General features: G+C 40.2%; 19 protein-coding genes and 1 tRNA gene. 2 read left to right on the top strand and 18 right to left on the bottom strand.

Annotation, left to right across the window (positions count from 1 at the left end):
• Positions 1-63: 63 nt before the first annotated feature.
• The 12 genes from G585_RS0106210 to G585_RS17375 form a co-directional block, all read right to left on the bottom strand.
• Positions 64-333: a DUF1858 domain-containing protein gene (locus G585_RS0106210; protein WP_022773746.1), complete on the bottom strand. Its 270-nt coding sequence runs from the start codon at positions 331-333 to the stop codon at positions 64-66.
• A 46-nt stretch (positions 334-379) separates the two neighbouring features.
• Positions 380-1,414: an aldo/keto reductase gene (locus G585_RS0106205; protein WP_022773745.1), complete on the bottom strand. Its 1,035-nt coding sequence runs from the start codon at positions 1,412-1,414 to the stop codon at positions 380-382.
• A gap of 89 nt (positions 1,415-1,503) precedes the next feature.
• On the bottom strand, positions 1,504-3,876 hold the full coding sequence (locus G585_RS0106200) for an alpha-galactosidase (protein WP_022773744.1): 2,373 nt from the start codon (positions 3,874-3,876) through the stop codon (positions 1,504-1,506).
• Entirely contained in the window at positions 3,873-4,451 is a 579-nt protein-coding gene (locus tag G585_RS0106195) for a TetR/AcrR family transcriptional regulator (protein ID WP_022773742.1), read from the bottom strand. Before G585_RS0106195 ends, G585_RS0106200 begins: the two co-directional genes overlap by 4 nt.
• Before the next feature lie 25 nt (positions 4,452-4,476).
• On the bottom strand, positions 4,477-5,916 hold the full coding sequence (locus tag G585_RS0106190) for an aminoacyl-histidine dipeptidase (protein ID WP_026663819.1): 1,440 nt from the start codon (positions 5,914-5,916) through the stop codon (positions 4,477-4,479).
• A 138-nt stretch (positions 5,917-6,054) separates the two neighbouring features.
• The gene (gene rplT, locus G585_RS0106185; protein WP_022773739.1) at positions 6,055-6,411 is read right to left on the bottom strand and encodes a 50S ribosomal protein L20; all 357 of its coding nucleotides are present in this window, start codon (positions 6,409-6,411) and stop codon (positions 6,055-6,057) included.
• Positions 6,412-6,470: 59 nt separating this feature from the next.
• Positions 6,471-6,671, bottom strand: a complete 201-nt coding sequence (gene rpmI / locus G585_RS0106180) for a 50S ribosomal protein L35 (protein ID WP_013280183.1) — start codon at positions 6,669-6,671, stop codon at positions 6,471-6,473.
• A 68-nt stretch (positions 6,672-6,739) separates the two neighbouring features.
• Positions 6,740-7,264 (bottom strand): translation initiation factor IF-3, encoded by a 525-nt coding sequence (gene infC, locus G585_RS0106175; protein ID WP_022773738.1) that lies wholly within the window; start codon positions 7,262-7,264, stop codon positions 6,740-6,742.
• Positions 7,265-7,436: 172 nt separating this feature from the next.
• A complete protein-coding gene (locus G585_RS0106165; RefSeq protein ID WP_022773735.1) occupies positions 7,437-7,982 on the bottom strand; it encodes a VanZ family protein in 546 nt (181 codons plus the stop codon).
• Complete coding sequence (locus tag G585_RS0106160) at positions 7,979-8,572, bottom strand: flavin reductase family protein (protein WP_022773734.1); 594 nt, start codon at positions 8,570-8,572, stop codon at positions 7,979-7,981. Before G585_RS0106160 ends, G585_RS0106165 begins: the two co-directional genes overlap by 4 nt.
• A 46-nt stretch (positions 8,573-8,618) precedes the next feature.
• Positions 8,619-10,415, bottom strand: coding sequence for an oligoendopeptidase F (pepF, locus tag G585_RS0106155; RefSeq protein ID WP_022773733.1), 1,797 nt, complete (start codon positions 10,413-10,415; stop codon positions 8,619-8,621).
• 21 nt (positions 10,416-10,436) lie between these two features.
• Complete coding sequence (locus G585_RS17375) at positions 10,437-11,102, bottom strand: HAD family hydrolase (RefSeq protein WP_022773731.1); 666 nt, start codon at positions 11,100-11,102, stop codon at positions 10,437-10,439.
• A 131-nt stretch (positions 11,103-11,233) separates the two neighbouring features.
• On the opposite strand from G585_RS17375, the gene G585_RS0106145 reads away from it, so the two are divergent.
• A tRNA-Trp gene (locus tag G585_RS0106145) sits at positions 11,234-11,305 on the top strand.
• 140 nt (positions 11,306-11,445) lie between these two features.
• Here the strand turns inward: G585_RS0106145 and G585_RS0106135 are convergent.
• Both G585_RS0106135 and G585_RS0106130 read right to left on the bottom strand, forming a co-directional pair.
• On the bottom strand, positions 11,446-12,705 hold the full coding sequence (locus G585_RS0106135; RefSeq protein WP_022773728.1) for an ATP-binding protein: 1,260 nt from the start codon (positions 12,703-12,705) through the stop codon (positions 11,446-11,448).
• Between the two features lie 187 nt (positions 12,706-12,892).
• Positions 12,893-14,494 (bottom strand): alpha-amylase family glycosyl hydrolase, encoded by a 1,602-nt coding sequence (locus G585_RS0106130; protein ID WP_022773727.1) that lies wholly within the window; start codon positions 14,492-14,494, stop codon positions 12,893-12,895.
• Between the two features lie 99 nt (positions 14,495-14,593).
• On the opposite strand from G585_RS0106130, the gene G585_RS0106125 reads away from it, so the two are divergent.
• A complete protein-coding gene (locus tag G585_RS0106125; protein ID WP_022773725.1) occupies positions 14,594-15,115 on the top strand; it encodes a peptidylprolyl isomerase in 522 nt (173 codons plus the stop codon).
• 63 nt (positions 15,116-15,178) lie between these two features.
• Here G585_RS0106125 and G585_RS0106120 read toward each other — a convergent pair whose 3' ends face one another.
• The 4 genes from G585_RS0106120 to G585_RS0106105 form a co-directional block, all read right to left on the bottom strand.
• On the bottom strand, positions 15,179-15,790 hold the full coding sequence (locus tag G585_RS0106120) for a GTP pyrophosphokinase (protein WP_034481470.1): 612 nt from the start codon (positions 15,788-15,790) through the stop codon (positions 15,179-15,181).
• A gap of 285 nt (positions 15,791-16,075) precedes the next feature.
• Positions 16,076-17,311 carry a bacterial transcriptional activator domain-containing protein gene (locus G585_RS0106115; protein ID WP_022773723.1) on the bottom strand — a complete coding sequence of 412 codons (1,236 nt, stop codon included), beginning with the start codon at positions 17,309-17,311 and terminating at the stop codon, positions 16,076-16,078.
• A 9-nt stretch (positions 17,312-17,320) separates the two neighbouring features.
• Positions 17,321-17,536, bottom strand: coding sequence for a hypothetical protein (locus G585_RS0106110; protein WP_022773721.1), 216 nt, complete (start codon positions 17,534-17,536; stop codon positions 17,321-17,323).
• 179 nt (positions 17,537-17,715) lie between these two features.
• Entirely contained in the window at positions 17,716-18,753 is a 1,038-nt protein-coding gene (locus G585_RS0106105; protein WP_022773720.1) for an acyltransferase, read from the bottom strand.
• Positions 18,754-18,791 lie beyond the last annotated feature (38 nt).

Genomic DNA, 18,791 nt, shown 5'->3' with positions numbered 1-18,791 from the left:
AGATCCGAGTTAAAAAATACTCTCACTTTTATCTTAGCGTTCTAACCTCAAAGAAGTGGACTCTTACGCGTTATGCTCTGCGAGGTAGTCGTTGAGGGCATCAACGATTTCTTCACCGTCGATTCCGTGAACTGCGCAAGCCTCGGCAAGTGACTCCATCTGTGATGCAGGGCAGTGAATACATCCCATTCCACACTCCATAAGGAACTGTGCAGCAAGAGGATGCTTTGTAATGATATCACCCACAAGCATTTCTGTTGTGACTAAGTTCTCGTTTTCCATTTCTGTTCTCTCTCCTTCTTCATTTCCGAAAAGTAGGTCCTTCAATCCCATATTATGACCTCCTTATGATTTTTAAATTAAATTGTGTAAAATGATTTTACCGCACACTCACTTTACCTGCAAGTACATTTTTGTAATCTTCATAATTCTTTTTAAGAAGTTCAGGTGTATTAAGCTCATATGGGCATTTCTTTGTACAGGCTCTGCAGTTTATGCAGTCATCAATCTTAGCCATTTCCTTCTGCCAATGCTCGTCAAGCCAACTGTCTGATGGAGCTCTTCTGATCATAAGTGACATTCTGGCACAGTTATTTATCAAAATGCCCTTAGGGCAAGGCATACAATAACCGCATCCTCTGCAGAAATCACCGGACAATTCCTCTTTTTCCCGAGCAATAAACTCTTTGATGGAATCTGTTAATTCCGGCGATTCATCCATATATGAAAGCCATTCATCAAGCTCTTTTTCTCTCTGAATGCCCCAAATAGGCATAACATTATCAAACTGGCTCATGAAGGCAAATGCAGCGTCTGACTTATTTATAAGTCCGCCAGCAAGGCCTTTCATAGCTATGAAGCCCATATTGTGCTCTTTGCACTTATGGACAAGCTCTATTTCTTTTTCAGTAGAAAGATAGCTAAATGGATACTGTAAAGTCTCATAAAGCCCGCTTTCAATAATCTCTTCAGCAACCATGAGCTTGTGAGTTGTGATTCCAATATGCTTTATAAGTCCTTTTTCTTTGGCCTCCACCATGCACTCATACATACCCGTGCCATCTCCGGGTCTGTAGCACTGTGAGACCATATGGAACTGATAAATATCTACATGATCAGTCTGAAGAAGTTTAAGAGAAGTTTCCAAATCCTTCCAAAAATTCTCAGGATCTTTGGCAGCTGTCTTAGTTGCAATATAGATGTTATCCCTTACTCCATATTCCATAAGGCCCCTGCCAAGCTTTTCCTCAGAATCGCTATAAGCTCTGGCAGTGTCAAAAAACCTCATACCACCATCGTAAGCCTTCCTTAAAATATGGATTGTAGTTTCCATATCATCTCGCTGAATAGGAAGTGCTCCAAAACCATTTTGAGGTGCAGTAATGCCGGTACTGCCCAAAGTAATATTCTTCATATTAAATCCTCCTACCAGAAAGCAGCCTCTTCACATACCAATGCGCCACAGATCAACCACACATAAAACTATATGTCCGGTCGCCTGTTTTAAGCTTGTGTAAACACATAAAGCCTTGTGTCGCCGGTGCGCATTATACGTGTTCCATCATTGTTGCCAGTGCCGCAAAATGCAGAGTTGAGTGCTACGCCATGTCCATTAAATGCAGCTCCAAGAGCAGTAGCCTTCTGCTCCTCACCATTAATGTCCATAAACTTATCGATTATGCCATGCACAATTCCATCCTGCTTAACATGAACAGGTGTGAACATATTTATAAGACTTCCGAATTCCTTAATGCTGTGTGGCACAACCCTTCCGACCATGTTATAGATTTTGTCATCATCAAGGCCAATTGTCTTAAGGCACTTGTAGTCATTGTTTGGTCTTGCATCCTTCTGGACAACAAAAGCAACTGCCTTAGTCTTATCTTTACTTACTATAATATAACCGTCCTCAGGAAGTCTATAATAATCTCCAAACTGGAACAGTTCTCTGTTCTGCTTATAGAATTCTACCTGGTTTGTGATAGCTTTTTTGTCTGCATCAGACATGTCACAAAGATTGAGTTCGTATCCAAAACAGCCTGCCGCTGCAACTTCAAATCTTGTCTCAAGAGGCACAGTATTGAGCGTCTGATGGTTAGGGCATGCGGAAACATGAGCGCCAACGGTACTTGCAGGATATCCATAGCTGTATCCTCTCTGAATATCGATCCTGCACATAGCATCAGTATCGTCACTTCCCCAAATCTGTGGGAAATAGCTAAGGATTCCAAGATCAAATCTGTTGCCACCTGCAGAGCATCCCTCGAACAGTATTTCTGGGAAAGACTCAGTAAGCTCTTTCATGATCCTGTACAGTCCAAGATAATATCTATGCTGGAACTCGCCTTGCCTCTCAGTAGGAAGGCCCTTGGAATATCTGTCAGAAAATGTTCTGTTCATATCCCACTTTACATATGAAATCTTTCCGGATGAAAAGACCTTTCTCATAGATTCAATTATGTAGTCCTGAACGTCATTTCTTGTAAGATCCAGGTTCATCTGATTTCTGCATGTTGAATGGTGATGTCCCGGAACAGTTACAGCCCAGTCAGGATGTGCTCTGTAAAGATCACTGTTCTCATTGACCATCTCGGGTTCAACCCAGATACCAAACATCATTCCAAGAGCATCGAGCTTTTCAGAGAATTCCTTTAAGCCTCCCGGAAGTTTCTTTTTGTTTTCATACCAGTCACCAAGCGAGCAGTTGTCATCATTTCTTACGCCGAACCAGCCATCATCCATTACAAAGAGTTCTATTCCGCACTTCTTAGCCTCTTTTGCAAGAGAAAGAAGTGAACCTTGAGTAAAGTTAAAATATGCTGCCTCCCAGCTGTTGATAAGGATTGGGCGCTCTTTCTTTTTCCAGGTTCCTCTTACCACATGTTCTCTTACAAAATCGTGCATGTTAATGCTCATAGCATTCATGCCCTTTGAAGAGAATGTCATGACTGCTTCAGGAGTCTCAAAGCTCTCTCCTGGTGCCAAAAGCCATGTAAAGCCAGTTGGCTGAATACCGCTTACAAATCTGCTCATGCTGTAGCCATTTGAAGAAAGAGATTCATAGTGGTTACCACTGTAAATAAGGTTAAATCCATAGCAATCGCCATGGTCATCGTTGGCGTCTACGCTGCTTACGATCACGAAAGGGTTGGATCTTGATCCTGATTCTCCGGCTGCAAGCTCCTCACAGACTACCTTACCGCCATTGCAGACGCTCTCATACTTACCCATCTCATCTGCCCATCTTCCATGGAAAGATGTCATCTTATAGGATGGAGAGTTGAAGTCTACTGCAGTACTAAGGATTCTGTCCATCTTAATATCCTTGTCAGAATCGTTGTAAAGAACTGCACTTCTGGTGATGACGTCACACTCAGGAAATACTGAATAGATAAGATCAAGTCTTGAGCCATACCCTTTGTCCTTCAAGGTTACTATAAGCTGCTCAACCTTTCCATCAGGAGTTTCAACAGACTCCGCATAAGATGAAGGAAGAGACGTAAGCGGTGCCTTGCCTTCTTTTATCTCATATTTATCAAAAAGAAAGTCCACAGTATTGGATCCATCAGCATAAGTAAGTTCTACAAAAGGATCCCTGATATCGCCTTTTCCAAAGCTGCTCATTTCAAGGGAGAGCTGTTCTAGAAGAATCTTATTGTGTTCCTCTGAATATACAATCGTATTCCCGGCTCCATTGAAATGCTTTGGTGCAATAGTCTCTGCAATACTGTCAAGCATGCTTACCCCGGTCTCTTTGTTTGAGAAAACCCTGTCCCCATAATGCAGGTGCTCCAAATGGCCACTTGCAAGTTTTCTAAACATATATGATGTGTTTTTAGTCTGTAATAAAAATACCTTCTCGTTTGTTAAAATCATTTATCTTCTCCTTGTGGAAGCTTAAGTCCGTTCATTACAATATTGATCATCTCATTAAGAGACTCCTCATAACTGTATCCTGTGCTTGAGAGTTCTTTTGAACTTAAGAATTTCTCAATAGCACCTTCAATTATGAGTTTGATAAAAGAGATTGGCATTTTCCTGATAAGGCCTTCATCCATTGCCTGCTCAAGAAGCCTTTCTGTCTCCCCCCAGTCGCTCTCTACCCTTTCAGCAATCTTTTTATATACATCAGGGAACTTTTCTCTTAACTGGTAAACCCTTCTGAAATCAATATTTTTGTAATTATCAGGAAGACAAACAATGAGCTTTTCTATCTTTTCAAGAAGCTCCAAAGAATCATCTGCAATAATCTCTGCCTCTTTTTCCTTAATGGCAGAAAAGCCGTAGTCTACAGTCGCAAAGAACAGCTCATCTTTGTCGTTAAATTCCTTATATATTGTCTTTTTACTGATATGAAGTTCCTTGGAAATATCATCCATAGTAAACTTCATTCCCTTATTATTGAACTGACTGATAACAGCGTCCATGATTTTCTTTTTTATTTCGTTCAATTGTAATCCCCTCCTAGTTAAAATATCACTTCAAAACTGCCTTAAGGTATTCCCAAACATTTCCTGCTGACTTAATAGAAAGTCTCTCTTTTGTTGAATGAATATCCTGCATATCAGGGCCGATTGAAATGCAATCAAGGTCCTTTATCTTTTCACTTAAGATGCCACACTCAAGACCCGCATGAATAGCCATAAGTCTTGGGCTCTTTCCATACATTTCTTCATAGACCTTGACCATGTGATCACGAAGCTCTGAATGCTGTCTGTATTTCCAGCCCGGATACTGGCCTGATACCGAATATGTTCCGCCAAAAGTAGTAACGATTGTTGCAACCTTTTTGATAAGCATGTTCTTGGAAGACTCAACGCTGCTTCTAACTGAATGCTCAAGTGTTATAGATGAATCTTCTGTCTTAATGATTCCAAGATTTAATGAAGTCTCAACAAGTCCTTCAACTGCTGCGCTCATAGCCTGAACTCCGTCAGGTAAAGAAATGATTGCACTTACGATCATTCTTCCGTCTTCAAATTTAGCACATGTATAATTATCCTCAGCTCCAGCCTCAGTGCATGTGATATTTACATCAGGATCCTTAACTTCAAGCTCACCCTTAACTTCTTCAAGAGTCTGCTCTACGCTCTCCTTAAGGTCAACCACATTACCTGCAGGAACAACAACCTTAGCTACAGCTCCTGAAGGGATGGCGTTATCAGCTACTCCACCTTCTATAGATACAAGGGAGATTTCAGCCGCATCCATCGCATTGAAAAGAGTTCTTGCTAAAATGTGATTAGCATTTCCTCTTCCGCATTTGATCATTTCACCTGAATGTCCACCAAGCAGACCATCTACTTTTACTTCATATAAAACTCCGCTCTTATTTTCTTTTTCAAAAGAAAAATCTGAATAAATTCTGGCACCTCCTGCACAGCTTGTAATGAAAGCGCCTTCCTCTTCGTTATCGATATTTATCATCTTCTTGCCCTTTAAAGAAGAAAGATCTATTGCTGTAGCGCCAAACATTCCTGTCTCTTCATTGGTCGTGATAACAACCTCAAGTGGTGGATGAGGAATATCATCAGAGTCAAGAAGTGCCAGACAGTACGCAACTGCAATTCCGTCATCTCCGCCAAGGCTTGTTCCCTCAGCCCAAACATATTCTCCATCTGTCTTGCAGCGAAGTCCCTCTGTGAGCATATCAATGTCACAGGAATCTTCCTTAACCGCAACCATATCCATATGTCCCTGCAGGATCACAGGCTCTTTATCCTCGTATCCCTTGCTGCCGGGAGCTTTAATAATTACATTAAGTTCACTGTCCTGAATAACATCAAGGTTTCTATCCTTGGCAAAAGAAACAAGATAATCGCTTATTTTCTGCAAATTTCCGGAACCATGTGGAATATTGCAAAGTTCCTCAAAAAAATGAAATACTTCCTTTGGTTGTAAATTCTCGTATGCCATATCTATATCCTCCGCTATAAAAATATCAGTTTCCTTCAAATCTACATTTTTACTGCATAAAAAAAGGAATATCACAATGTGATACTCCTTAATTCTATATCAAAAAAACTATATTTTCAATGAAAGTTTCCGATTGAATTATGCAATCTTTGTTTTTGCAAGCTCAGCAAGTGTCTTGAATCCTTCTGGATCATTTACTGCAAGCTCAGCAAGCATCTTTCTGTTGATGTCAACACCTGCAAGCTTAAGACCATGCATAAGGTTGCTGTATGAAAGACCGTTGATTCTAGCAGCTGCGTTGATACGTGTGATCCAAAGAGATCTCATATCTCTCTTCTTCTGCTTACGACCAGCAAATGCAGATGTAAGTGCTCTCATAACTGACTGCTTTGCTACTCTATACTGTTTTGATCTTGCTCCTCTGTAACCTTTTGCAAGCTTTAATACTCTATTGTGCTTCTTCTTGGCATTCAATGCGCCTTTAACTCTTGCCATCTTAATATCCTCCTAATTTCTAATAACCAAACTTGTCAATTCTTCACTAAGCGTTAAATTTATGCGTAAGGAAGAATGCTCTTCATTGCCTTAACATTTGTAGCGTCAACAAGTCCAGCATGTCTAAGATTTCTCTTTCTCTTTGTAGACTTCTTTGTTAAGATGTGGCGCTTATACGCTTTGTTTCTCATGAGCTTTCCTGTGCCAGTAACTTTGAATCTCTTGGCAGCAGCTCTCTTTGTTTTCATCTTTTGCTGCATAACTTAAATCCTCCTGTGAATCTCAGTAATTTTGTGGAACTTTATTTTTAACCAATACTTGGCAAAAATCAATTTTTCTTTTCAGCAAGGAACATTGTCATACTACGTCCCTCAACCTTAGGCTGTTTCTCAACAACAGCTACATCGCTAAGTGCCTGAGCAAAATCTGTAAGAATATGTACGCTTGCTCCCATGTGAGCCATCTCACGACCACGGAAACGAAGAGTGATCTTAACTCTGTTTCCTTTCTCAAGGAACTTCTTAGCTGCATTCACCTTAGTATTAAGATCGTTTGTATCAATATTAGGTGAAAGTCTGATTTCTTTAATTTCGACAGTCTTCTGTTTCTTCTTAGCTTCTTTCTCTTTGCGAAGCTGTTCGTACTTAAATTTACCGTAATCAACAACTCTGCAAACAGGTGGTTTAGCTGTTGGCGCGATCATAACAAGATCAACACCCTCATCGTCAGCAATCTTTCTGGCATCTGCAATAGCCATAACCCCAAGCTGCTCACCATCAATACCAATTACACGAACTTCCTTAGCTCTGATCTGTTCATTAATAAATAACTCGCTAATGGTTTTATCCTCCATACTATGAAAAAAGGTGAATACACATTGTATCCACCTGTAATCTCAATTCATACAAACATTATAAGTTTGTTCTGAAAGATATTAACACCTGAAGCCCTTGCCGCAGGGTGAGAGTGGATACTCTGCTTTGTTTTCAAATACTCATATACGATATCACAGTCCAAATATGCTGTCAATACCCTTTTTGTTTTTTCTTGTTAGCAAGTGGTCTGAATATCGTCATTCGACCAGTCCAGCCAACAATCCTGGTAAGGATTATACCAGGCAAAATACCTATGCAGTCAATCAAAACATCTCTCTTTGAAGGGCTTCGCCCTGATACAAAGGACTGATGATACTCATCAAGGCAGGCAAATCCTGCGCAGAAAGCTCCGGCAAAAAGAACCAGAAGCGGCCCCCTGAGTCCATATACATATAGAGGAAACGCAACTGACACTGCCAGCAAAAAATACTCTGTGACATGCGCTGTCTTTCTGACATAAAACTGTGATGCCTCAGACAGATTCTCAATCTGTTCCATAGACCAGCCTTTATCAAGTTTTTCATTGGCATAACTAAAAACCTTTATACCGACCTGATAGCTGAGCTGGCTGCTCTCATCGCCTTCCTGTCCCGAAAACATGAATATCACACACATCATTATGATCGCGGGCACAAAAGAAAGTGGCTTAAGCACAAACCGCAATGTTTGTTTGATATACATTAAAAAATACTTCATTTTTTCTTCTTTGCCTTTTTAGCCGTAGCCTTCTTGGCCACGCTATAGCCAAACTTTCCAACTTTCTCACCAAGCATGAAATACTCGCCATGGGAATAAGCCACAAGTTTAGCCTTTCCAAGGTCAAGTTTGCCCTTGTCATCAAGTAATTTGTCATCTACTGTAACACACATGACCTCTGCGATAAAGATAGTATGGCTTCCCAGATCAATTGACTGTTTTACCTTACACTCGATATTAACAGGGCTTTCTGCTATTCCGGGAGCTGATATCTTCTGGGATTCAAGAGGTGTTAAGTTCATCTCTTTAAACTTATCGTATTCACGTCCGGAACGTACACCGCACCAGTCAGCTGCCCTAGTCAGTTTTTTACTTGTGAGATTGACAACAAATTCCCCCGTCTCCTTGAGAATATCATAGGAATATCTCTCTTTACGCACAGATATTGATAGCATGGCCGGGTCACTACAGATAGTCCCAGCCCATGCAACAGTTATTATGTTAGGCTTTTCACCCTCACGCATGCAGCTCACCATAACTGCAGGTGTGGGATAAAGCATATTACCTGGTCGCCATATTTCTTTTGCCATATAAGCACCGCCTTATATCCAGGCAGAAAAAACTTTCTGCCACAACTTACTTCATGATCTCTTCCATCTCATCGAGAGCTTCACCAAATACCTTAAGTGCCGCATCGATTGGAGCCTTTGTTGTAAGGTCAACTCCAGCTATCTTGAGGAGGCTTACAGGATCCTGTGTGCATCCGCTTGAAAGGAACTTCTTGTACTGCTCAACTGCAGGAGCACCCTCTTTAAGAATTCTGTCTGCAATCGCAACAGCTGCAGCAAAGCTTGTAGCATACTGATAAACATAGAAGTTGTAATAGAAGTGTGGAATTCTGCACCACTCCCAGCCAATAAGTTCATCAGAGATCATATCCTCGCCAAAGTATTCCTTATTGAGGTTATAGTATACTTTATAAAGAGACTCTGCTGTAAGAGGCTCACCATCTTCAGCCATCTTGCAGGTCTTTCTCTCAAATTCCTCAAACATAGTCTGACGGAACATTGTGCTCTTAAAGCTCTCAAGGAAGTGATTTACGATAAAGGCCTTTTCTTCCTTGCTCTTAGCATTATCCTTAAGATAATGGTACAAAAGAACTTCATTAGTAGTAGACGCTACTTCTGCAACGAAGATCTTGTAACCTGCATCAAGAATGTGCTGTGCCTTGCTTGAATACCATGAATGCATTGAATGTCCCATCTCATGAACAAGTGTAAAGACATCATTCAAAGTATCATTATAGTTAAGAAGCATATATGGATGTGTTCCGTATACATTTGAGGAATACGCACCACTTCTCTTTCCTTCATTCTCAACCACATCGATCCACCTGTTCTCATATGCCTCTTTTACAACTGCAAGATAATCTTCGCCAAGAGGAGCAAGGGCCTTAAGAGAGATCTCTTTTGCCTCATCATATGTCACATTCATGTCAAAATCAGGGATCATTGAAACATAGACATCATACATGTGAAGTTCGTCTACTCCAAGGAGCTTTTTCCTGAGTGACACGTATCTGTGCATCTTGTCCATGTTGCCATGAATGGACTCAAACAGTGAATCGCAAACTAAAGGCGATACGTTGTTACCATCAACTGCCGCCTCAAAGCATGAATCATATTTTCTTGCCTTTGACTCGAAGATTCTTGCCTTAACTTCGCCGTCATACATAGCAGTCCATGTATTTTTGAACTCTGCAAATCTTGTATAGAAAGCCTCAAAACTAGCCTTTCTTAAGTCTCTGTCATGAGACATCTGCGTTGGAACAAATCTTCCCTGTGAAAGCTGAACCTCTTCTCCCTTTGAATCTTTTACTGAAGGGAACTTAAGGTCAGCGTTTGCAAGCATTCCGAAAGCTTTCTGAGGAGCGCCCTCAAGCTCACTTGCTGATGCCAAAAGAGCTTCCATGTTACTGTCGAGCATGTGAGCCTTTAATCTTCTGATATTCTTTATTGCTCTCTTGAATCTGTCAAGCTCAGGAATCTGCTCATAGAGCTTTTCAAGGTTCTCATCAGAAATATCAACAATCTCAGAGTTCATGAAGGCTGTTTTCTCCTCGACTGCAGCATATGCAGACATAGCCCTTGCATTCATACCCTGGTATTTGGAATTGGATGTATCCTGATCAAATCTCTTATGAGAATAGCCAACAACCCTGTCAGCTAAAAGCTCAAGCTCCTCTGTAAACTTAAGAGCTTCAAGAAGGCACTTTCCATCAGAAAGCTTGCCCTGAAGAGCTGCAATCTTATCAGCTACTTCACTTATCTTTTTGAGTTCTTCTTCCCACTTATCCTCATTTTCGAAAATATCCTCAAGTCGCCAGGTAAGCTCCTTTGCGACCTCATCTCTTTTTGGTAATCTGTCCTGCATACCCATTCTCCTTTTCATATTTCATATTATTTTAGAGAAATCCCCATCCTGTACGAAGATGTAATCTACGCCATTTGCCTTGGCTACTCCACCATCGCTAAAAACCTCATTCCCTATCATAACGCATTCAGCTGGGTTTAATCCATGCTTTTTTAACAGTTTTTCCATGAATTCTTTTTGTGGTTTTTTTATCCCTTTATCTGACGATATGAAAATGTCATCAAAGTACTTTGCAATATCCACATCCTCAAGCTCTTTCCTGGTGAAAAAGAGCTGGGCATTAGACAAAAGAAATATCTTTTCCCCGGCAGTTTTAAGATCAGTCAAAAGTCTGTCAGTATAAGGGTATTTGCATAGCTTATCACGTGACGCCTCCCTGAAGAAGATGCAAAGTGGCTCTAAGCTGCCGGGATCCACTACATTTTCTTTTCCAATAAGTTTAGCCCATACATTCTCTATCTTTATCTCCGGATACTCCGCGTGAGTCTTCTCAATAAGGGCCTCTGTTTCCTCTTTACATGCCAAAAGATATTTCTCACGAAGGTCTGCTCCTGTGTAATCTGCGCCATATTCTTCTGACAGCTTCCTTGCCATTTTCTCCCAGAGCTCCTGCTGTTCCTCATCTGTGTGGATATCCACTAAAGTTCCATATAGATCAAAAATGTAATTCTTATATTTGTAAGCCATATTTCCTGCTTCGCTCCTTTTACGATTAGGAAGATTATAACATTTTTTGCCAGTGCAAATTAAAAAATCTTCTTTACAACATCTATTGTCTATGCTAGAATAACATTCGTTGGTGCAAAAGCCATAAATAAAGGGGAATCATACAATGGCTAGTATGCCGGTCTCCAAAACCGCTCATGCGGGTTCGAATCCTGCTTCCCCTGCTCATCAATGAAAGCTTGAAAACTACTTGTTTTCAGGCTTTTTTGTTGTTTTCTGGTCCGAAATTTTTCCCCAAAAAACAATTAAAAAGAAAGCTGTCAGAGTTTCCAGTGACAGCTTTCTGGACTTATCAGAAAAATTATTATTCTCCAATCCTAAATACAGGATAAAAATATGTGTTCTCATTGAGCGGACTTATCTTTTCACATGAATCAATTATAAGTCCAGGCCTGATATCCATTCCGTATTTTTTAAGAACACCAAAATTTTTTGCAGCCCTCTTCCCTATGGATATTCCCTTTTTTATCTCCATGGGATATATCATCCCTGGCTTTACATACAAAAGATCTACTTCCTTCTGGTCCTTGTCCCTGTAATAAAACAGATATTCCTTCGGATCCAGGTTGTAAGCATAAAAATTTTTTATCAGTTCGCTCACAACAAAAGTTTCATAAAAAGCTCCACCCATTGCTCCATTCTCAAGCATCTTTGCATCGGGCCATTTACACAAATACGCACATAGTCCGGTATCCATGAAATACATTTTGGGCGCCTTTATTATCCTGTTTGATATGTTTGGAAGATAGGGATGGATGAGATATATTATCCCTGCAGTCTCAAGTATGGATATCCATCTTTTGCAGGTCCTTACATCTATTCCCACATCATTTGCAAGGGTATCATAACGAAGCTCTGCAGATGTCCTTAGTGCGACCAGTGATATAAAATTCCTAAAGACTGTCTCACTGTCTTCAGATATTAATTTCTTTACATCCTTTTCAATATATGTATCAAGATATGACCTGAAATATATATCCCTTTTTGACTTTCCAAGGACAACATCAGGCATGCCTCCTACAAATATATCCTCAAATATCTGAGACCTTGTCCTGTATGTAAGCTTACCTTCTTTTTCTTTTTTTAGAAGGACCTGTATATCAGGATCAAACAGACTCCCTGGTGTATCATACTTTTCTACCTGGGAAAAAGATGCCATCTCGATCACTCCGCATCTTCCGGCAAGTGAATCAGATATCCCCTGCTGCATCTCAAATCTGTTTGAACCTGTCAGTATATACATAAGCTGCTGATCTTCATCATTCTCTGTCCATTCAAGTTTCTTATCATCTATGACTATCTTTATCTCGTCCAAAAGCTCTGGAGCTTTCTGTATCTCATCTATTATAAGTGGCCACCCATGAGTCTCCAAAAACAGTTTAGGATTCTGCTTTGCAAGAGCTCTGTCGTTACCATCATCAAGCGTTACTTTTTTTATCGTATCTCCAAATATATGATTTACCGTTGTTGATTTACCAACTTGCCTTGATCCATATATTACAACACATGGAAAAGAATCTGCCACTTCCCTTATAGAATTCTCTATTTTCCTTTTCCTGTACATGGTCGTACCTCCCTTTGGCTTGTATACTGACATTGTAACACTTTACGACCAAATCTACAATCCTATGTCGTTATAGTCGCAAATCCCCAAGAACCTCTATCCATGGCACTTTTGTGATCGACCATATTTTTCCATCCTTAATAACTATAAAAAAATACTAAAGACATCATAAAAACAGCCAGGAACTTTAGTTCCCGGCTGCTAATACTGCTATTCCATAGGCAGGTATTACCACTTTCCCACCATTATATTCACATTTTTCTTCAGAAGTACAAAGGCTATACACAATATTCCCATAATTTTTCGACATATCATCTGTGAAAATATCCACTTCCTTTGACTCATCTGAAGTATTTATCAATATAAGAAGTCTCTCCTCATCTGTCTCATAGCTGCTGCCTTCCCTTTTCTCCCTGATAAATGCAGAAATGTCGCTATCAGAAAGGGAGTCTACATTCACAGTTTTGCCTCTGGCGATTACAGGGAACATATTCCTAAGCTTTATGGCAGCCTTATAGTAATTCAAGATAGAATATTCATCTGCCGCCTGCTCATCAAGAGCCGGATACTTCATATCAAACTTGTCCATATCAGCAGGACCATTGCACATACCTGTCAAATCTGTAGAACTCCACTGCATTGGAGCCCTTTTATTCTCATCCTTGCCAGAACCTTTCATGCCCAGCTCTTCACCATAATAGATAAAGGCATTTCCTGTCATAAGAAGGTTGAGCGCTCCGGCAAGTTTTATCTTGTCCTGGCTGCCCTTCCCGGTATAATACCCGGCAGATCTGGCCATATCATGATTAGTGTAAAAAGGCGCATCGATGGCAGTGTCGCTAATTTCAGCAAGCTGACTCTCTATCTTTTCAAGAGCTTTTCCGTAATTTGCAGCAGAGCTTGTTCCTCTCGCAATGCCTGCGATAGTCCCTTCACTTCCCGCGAAATCGAAGTCAAAAAAGCTGTCTACACCGCTCTTATAGTACTTTAGATAAGTACTTGAATTAGTCCAGCACTCTCCAACTATATAAGCATCTTCTTTTTGCGATTTAACAGTGTCATTAAGCCATGTCAAAAACTCAATATTCTTGGAATCATCACCTGTATAATAGTAAGACACCGCGTCCAGCCTGAATCCATCAACTCCATGATCTATCCAGAACTGCGTAATATCTTTTATCTCATTCCTGACAGCCTCATTATCAAGATTAAGATCTGGCATTCCAGACCAGAATCTCGCCTCATAATACAGATCTGATCCGGCAAGCGCCTCGTAGCCATCCTGAGGTTCAGTAGAAAAATTGTAGTACTCATTGTAAGGAGCTTCTGATGAAGCCTTAAACCACGGATGTTCTACAGATGTATGATTGAGCACCAGGTCGAGAATGACATTGATACCTCTTTTATGACATTCATCCACAAGCTCATCGAAATCCTCAATTGTTCCGTACTGCGGATCAATATCCTTGTAATCAGTCACATCATATTTGTGATATGTCGGTGATGGTGAAACAGGCATCAGCCAGATCTCATTACAGCCAAGATCAGTATCTGTGGTATCATCCCCATCATTTATGTAGTCGAGCTTCTTGGTAACTCCCTTGAGATCCCCTATTCCATCTCCATCACTGTCGTAAAAAGAATAAACGAAAATCTCATAGGTAGTTCTATACTTATCATCAATAACATTCAGCCCTGATGCAGCTTTATCTGCTTTTCCGCACCCAGGCAAAAGAAGCGTCGCAGCAAGGAAGGCTGCAGTAGCTTTATACCAACAATTCTTTTTCATAGTAGTTCCTCCTGACAAAAATATAATATCACATTTATAACATCGATAAATCTGCTATAATAGGCTAAGATACTATCATATAGAAAAGAGGACGAACTTATGGCACAGAATCCTATTGTTACGATCACAATGGAAAACGGTGATGTTATCAAGGCTGAGCTCTATCCTGAGATTGCACCTAATACAGTCAATAACTTCATTTCACTTATCAACAAAAAATTCTACGACGGACTTATTTTCCACAGAGTTATCCGCGGTTTCATGCTTCAGGGTGGAGATCCTGAGGGAACAGGAATGGGTGGCCCAGGATATGGAATCAAGGGTGAGTTCTCATCCAACGGATTCAAGAACGATCTCAAACACACTGAGGGCGTTCTTTCAATGGCAAGATCAATGATGCCTAACTCTGCAGGCTCACAGTTCTTTATCATGCACAAAACTTCTCCACACCTCGACGGTGACTACGCTGCATTCGGCAAAGTTACAGAGGGAATGGAAGTTGTAAACAAGATTGCTGAAACAGATACTGACTGGAATGACAGACCTGTAAACGACCAGGTCATGAAGACAGTTACAGTTGAGACCTTTGGTGTATCTTATCCAGAACCTGAGAAAGCCTGAATCATAACTTTGTAAAAAGAAAAAACGAAGACCTGAAAGCACTTGGCTTCCAGGTCTTTTTTACTATTCCTCTTCGTCAATTTTTTCTCTTATCTGCTGCATTCTCAGATCCAGCTGATTGATAAGATCTGCACTAAACTTAAGATCGTCTGAAATAACATCCTGATTTTGAATATTCTTTTTATACTTCATCTTGTGCTCAAGGCTTGCCCAGAAATCCATTGCTATTGTTCTGAACTGAACCTCTACCTTCATGTACTCTTTTTCCGTAGTGAGGAAAATAGGCACCTCGATAATGAGGTGAAGGCTTCTGTAGCCGCTGGCCTTGGGATTCTCAATGTAATCCTTTTTCTGGATGACAGTGATATCATCCTGTTTAGCCAGGCAATCTGCAAGCATATAAATGTCGTCTATAAAAGAACATATAACCCTTATCCCGGCTATATCTGAAAGATTTTTGCTTATATTCTCAACGGTAAAATCCACACCCTTATTGCTCAGCTTGTTATAAATGCTGGTAGGTGTCTTTATTCTCATTTTGATCGATTCAAAAGGATTTCTATTATTTATTAATGAAAGCTCTTTATTAAGAACATCCAGTTTAGTCCTGACTTCCGATAATGCGCAATCATATTTCATCATCAGGATCTGAAAATCCTTAACCTGATCTTTCATCTTAAGCAAATTCTCAATATCTATCTGACTGCCCTCTTCAGTATGACTTTTTTCAGATCTTCCCGTAAGCTTAGCAAAATCTATCTTCGAATAGTCTAATCTCTTGACTGCCATAGACTTCACTTCCTTTCGCTTAATATCTCATGTACAGTATATCAGTATACCTTAAACGTTCTGTGAACTAAATATTAAATTTTCAATAAACCCAAAATTCCGCGAAAGTGATAAACACTCTCGCGGAATCCTCATAAAAAAACCACTAGACCCACTAATAATTTATAAAGATCATTTTGCCTCTGACAAAGATTGCGGAAGTTCAGCAAGTGAAACTACGCTGTATTCAATCTCAGCTCTTGGTCCGGCTAAGACTTTATATTTGTTCAATACTCTTCTATAAACTATTTTGCAACTCTCCTTGTTGGTTCCAGCAAGAAGGAGTAAGAACTGAGATGCTGAGTACTTGCAATATGTGTCACCCTGTCTCAAAGTCTGAGCAATGGCCTTCTGCAAGAGCTTAGCTTTTGTTTCAAGTTTGGTCTGATTAGTAATCTGTTTACCTTCATAGTCAACCAAAGTGAGAAGCATCATATATACTGACTGGCCACTTCTCTCCATGTTGCGACTTAAAATATGATAAGCGTCAATGAAGCTTGGATATGAGCAATCATAAGCTCTTCCCTCTTCACTCTTGGCACTGTCTCTTCTCTCGATGATGTCATCTCTTATCTTAAGTATCTTACCTGGTGTATTAGTGATCTGCCTGCTCATTTTCTCATAGCATTCCATAAGATCACTACTTGGTGTAATACCTAATTCATCAGTGTAATATCTGACAGTCTCATCGTAAATCGCATACGCTTCATCGTAGGACTCCATGCCTATAAGCGCATTGATCTCACCTACCTGCCACTCATCATCAGGATATAGCTGAGCCGCTTTTTTGTATACGCGGTACATTGCATTATAATCTTTTTTCTTTTCATAATAATTGCCAAGGGCTACTACGCACTCTGCATACATCTTCTGAAGCTGAACGCTCTTGATGATAACCCATTCCTGAGTTGCAAGTTCCGGAAGAAGCTCAGCTTTATAGAGTTCTACAGCCTGTTTGTAAAAAAGAATCCCCTCTGTCGTATCACCGCAAAGTCTTGCGTTACGTACCGCAGCCTCAAAACTTCCTGCATCAGTGACCACTTCAACATTCTCATCTGTATAGAAAATGCCATCCTTGTTCACTATGTACTCGAAATCAGGAAGAGTTGAACTCTTAAGCTGTTTATGCATCTGATAGATCAGATTATTAAAGCTGTTATTGAGATTAGACTGTTCTTCTCTTTCGTAAAGCGTGTTTATAAGCTGCTCTTTGGTGATGCCGTTTTCACCAGCAAGCCACACAAGTTCGAGGAGCTGAATGTACTTAGCTCCCTTGTTTTTTCCAACGGATACGTTTCTTCCCTCATAAGAAATCGCAAGTCCACCGAACATTTGAACATCTAATCTGATTCCTAAGCCCTTGTTCATAGCTTCACCTCAACTATTGATTGCTGTCTCCACATTTCCCTCATAATTGCAGACACTTAAATTCTCAACTTCGGTATTTGTCCCTTCAATCCTGAAATTAGACCACTTGCAGCACCAGCACTCCCTCAAAGGAACCAAAACCCCTGCATCTGGTTCCCAGTGCTCGCAGCAGTAAGCTTCTTGGACAACTCTTAACCCCTCATCATTGTAAATAGGATTACTCATATGCCATCTCCTACACAACTACACTTTTATTTCTCTGATCATAGATTATCATGAAACAAAATTACACTAACAAAGATTGTCGTAACTTGTATTTTTTTTGTCGTCTAATGTTCATATTATGATATAAAAAAGAGCTCCTGATTTTTTCCAAACCAAAAGCTCTTACAAATGCCGTATACTTATGGAACAATGCTCTTTACCACCGGGATCTTGCGCATACACGCTGCTACTACTATTATCATGGGGACGATAACAAATGGCGCCCCGAGCCGATATAATAACGACCTGGTATCAACGAATGGAAGAAGCGGAATTGTCTTAATGAAAATAAATTGCATAAGGTAAACAGGATAGGTGTATCCACCAAGAAAAGAAATAAATTCCCTGGCCTTACTCTCCATAACCTTTCTTCCAATGTCTTTTAACAGTACAAAAACTCCGGCAGAGTAAAGTACACTTGGAACGTTCTCATACCCTTTAAATGTCCCATCAATCATACCGATACGCATCGACAACGAATAGGTACCGATTATATGGAGCAAAAGACCTGCCATAGCAAGTCCATATATTGTAAACTTCTGAGTTTTACTAAACTCTGTATCATGAAGCAACCACCCGATCGGTACCCAGATAAGTACGCCCATCACACTTGTAACTGCATAAGGTGTATTCAAATCAAGCTGAAAAACGCCGGTAATAAATGGCGCCAGGATATTCAGGGCAAAGCCCGCTGCGACAAGGTAAGAAAAAACAAGTCTTCTCTTTTCTTTTTCCACTGCTGCATACAAGGGCATGCTGAGATACAAAACAAAAAGCGAAGAAAAGAACCAGTAATAATCAACAATAGTCGTTCCGGTAACACTCTGATAAATGAAGTGTGGATTCACCTGCTCCCTTGGTATCTTGTGACTTAAAACCTTGCCAAACATAATGATAAGACTCCAGGCAAGAAATGGCACGACTGCCTTATTCCATCTTTTTATAAAGAACTCTTTTAACGAATATCTCTCGTAGAAATCCATAAGAGTTATACCGCTTATCATAAAGAAAAGCGGCACTCCCGGATAAAAAATACACTCAATAATGTTAGCCGAAACCCAATATTTCTCGGTCGCACTAAACTCCCAAAAGCATTTGTTAGTATGAAGCACCAGTACGGAAAATGCAGCTATCACGCTAACAAATACTATGTAATCAATTTTCTTTTTCTCCTTCACAACACAACTTCCTCCCCGTTTGCTTTATAAAGAATATC

This window comes from Butyrivibrio sp. AE2015, from assembly GCF_000420825.1.
Lineage (GTDB): Bacteria > Bacillota > Clostridia > Lachnospirales > Lachnospiraceae > Butyrivibrio.
This window is presented reverse-complemented; position numbering and strand designations above follow the sequence as displayed.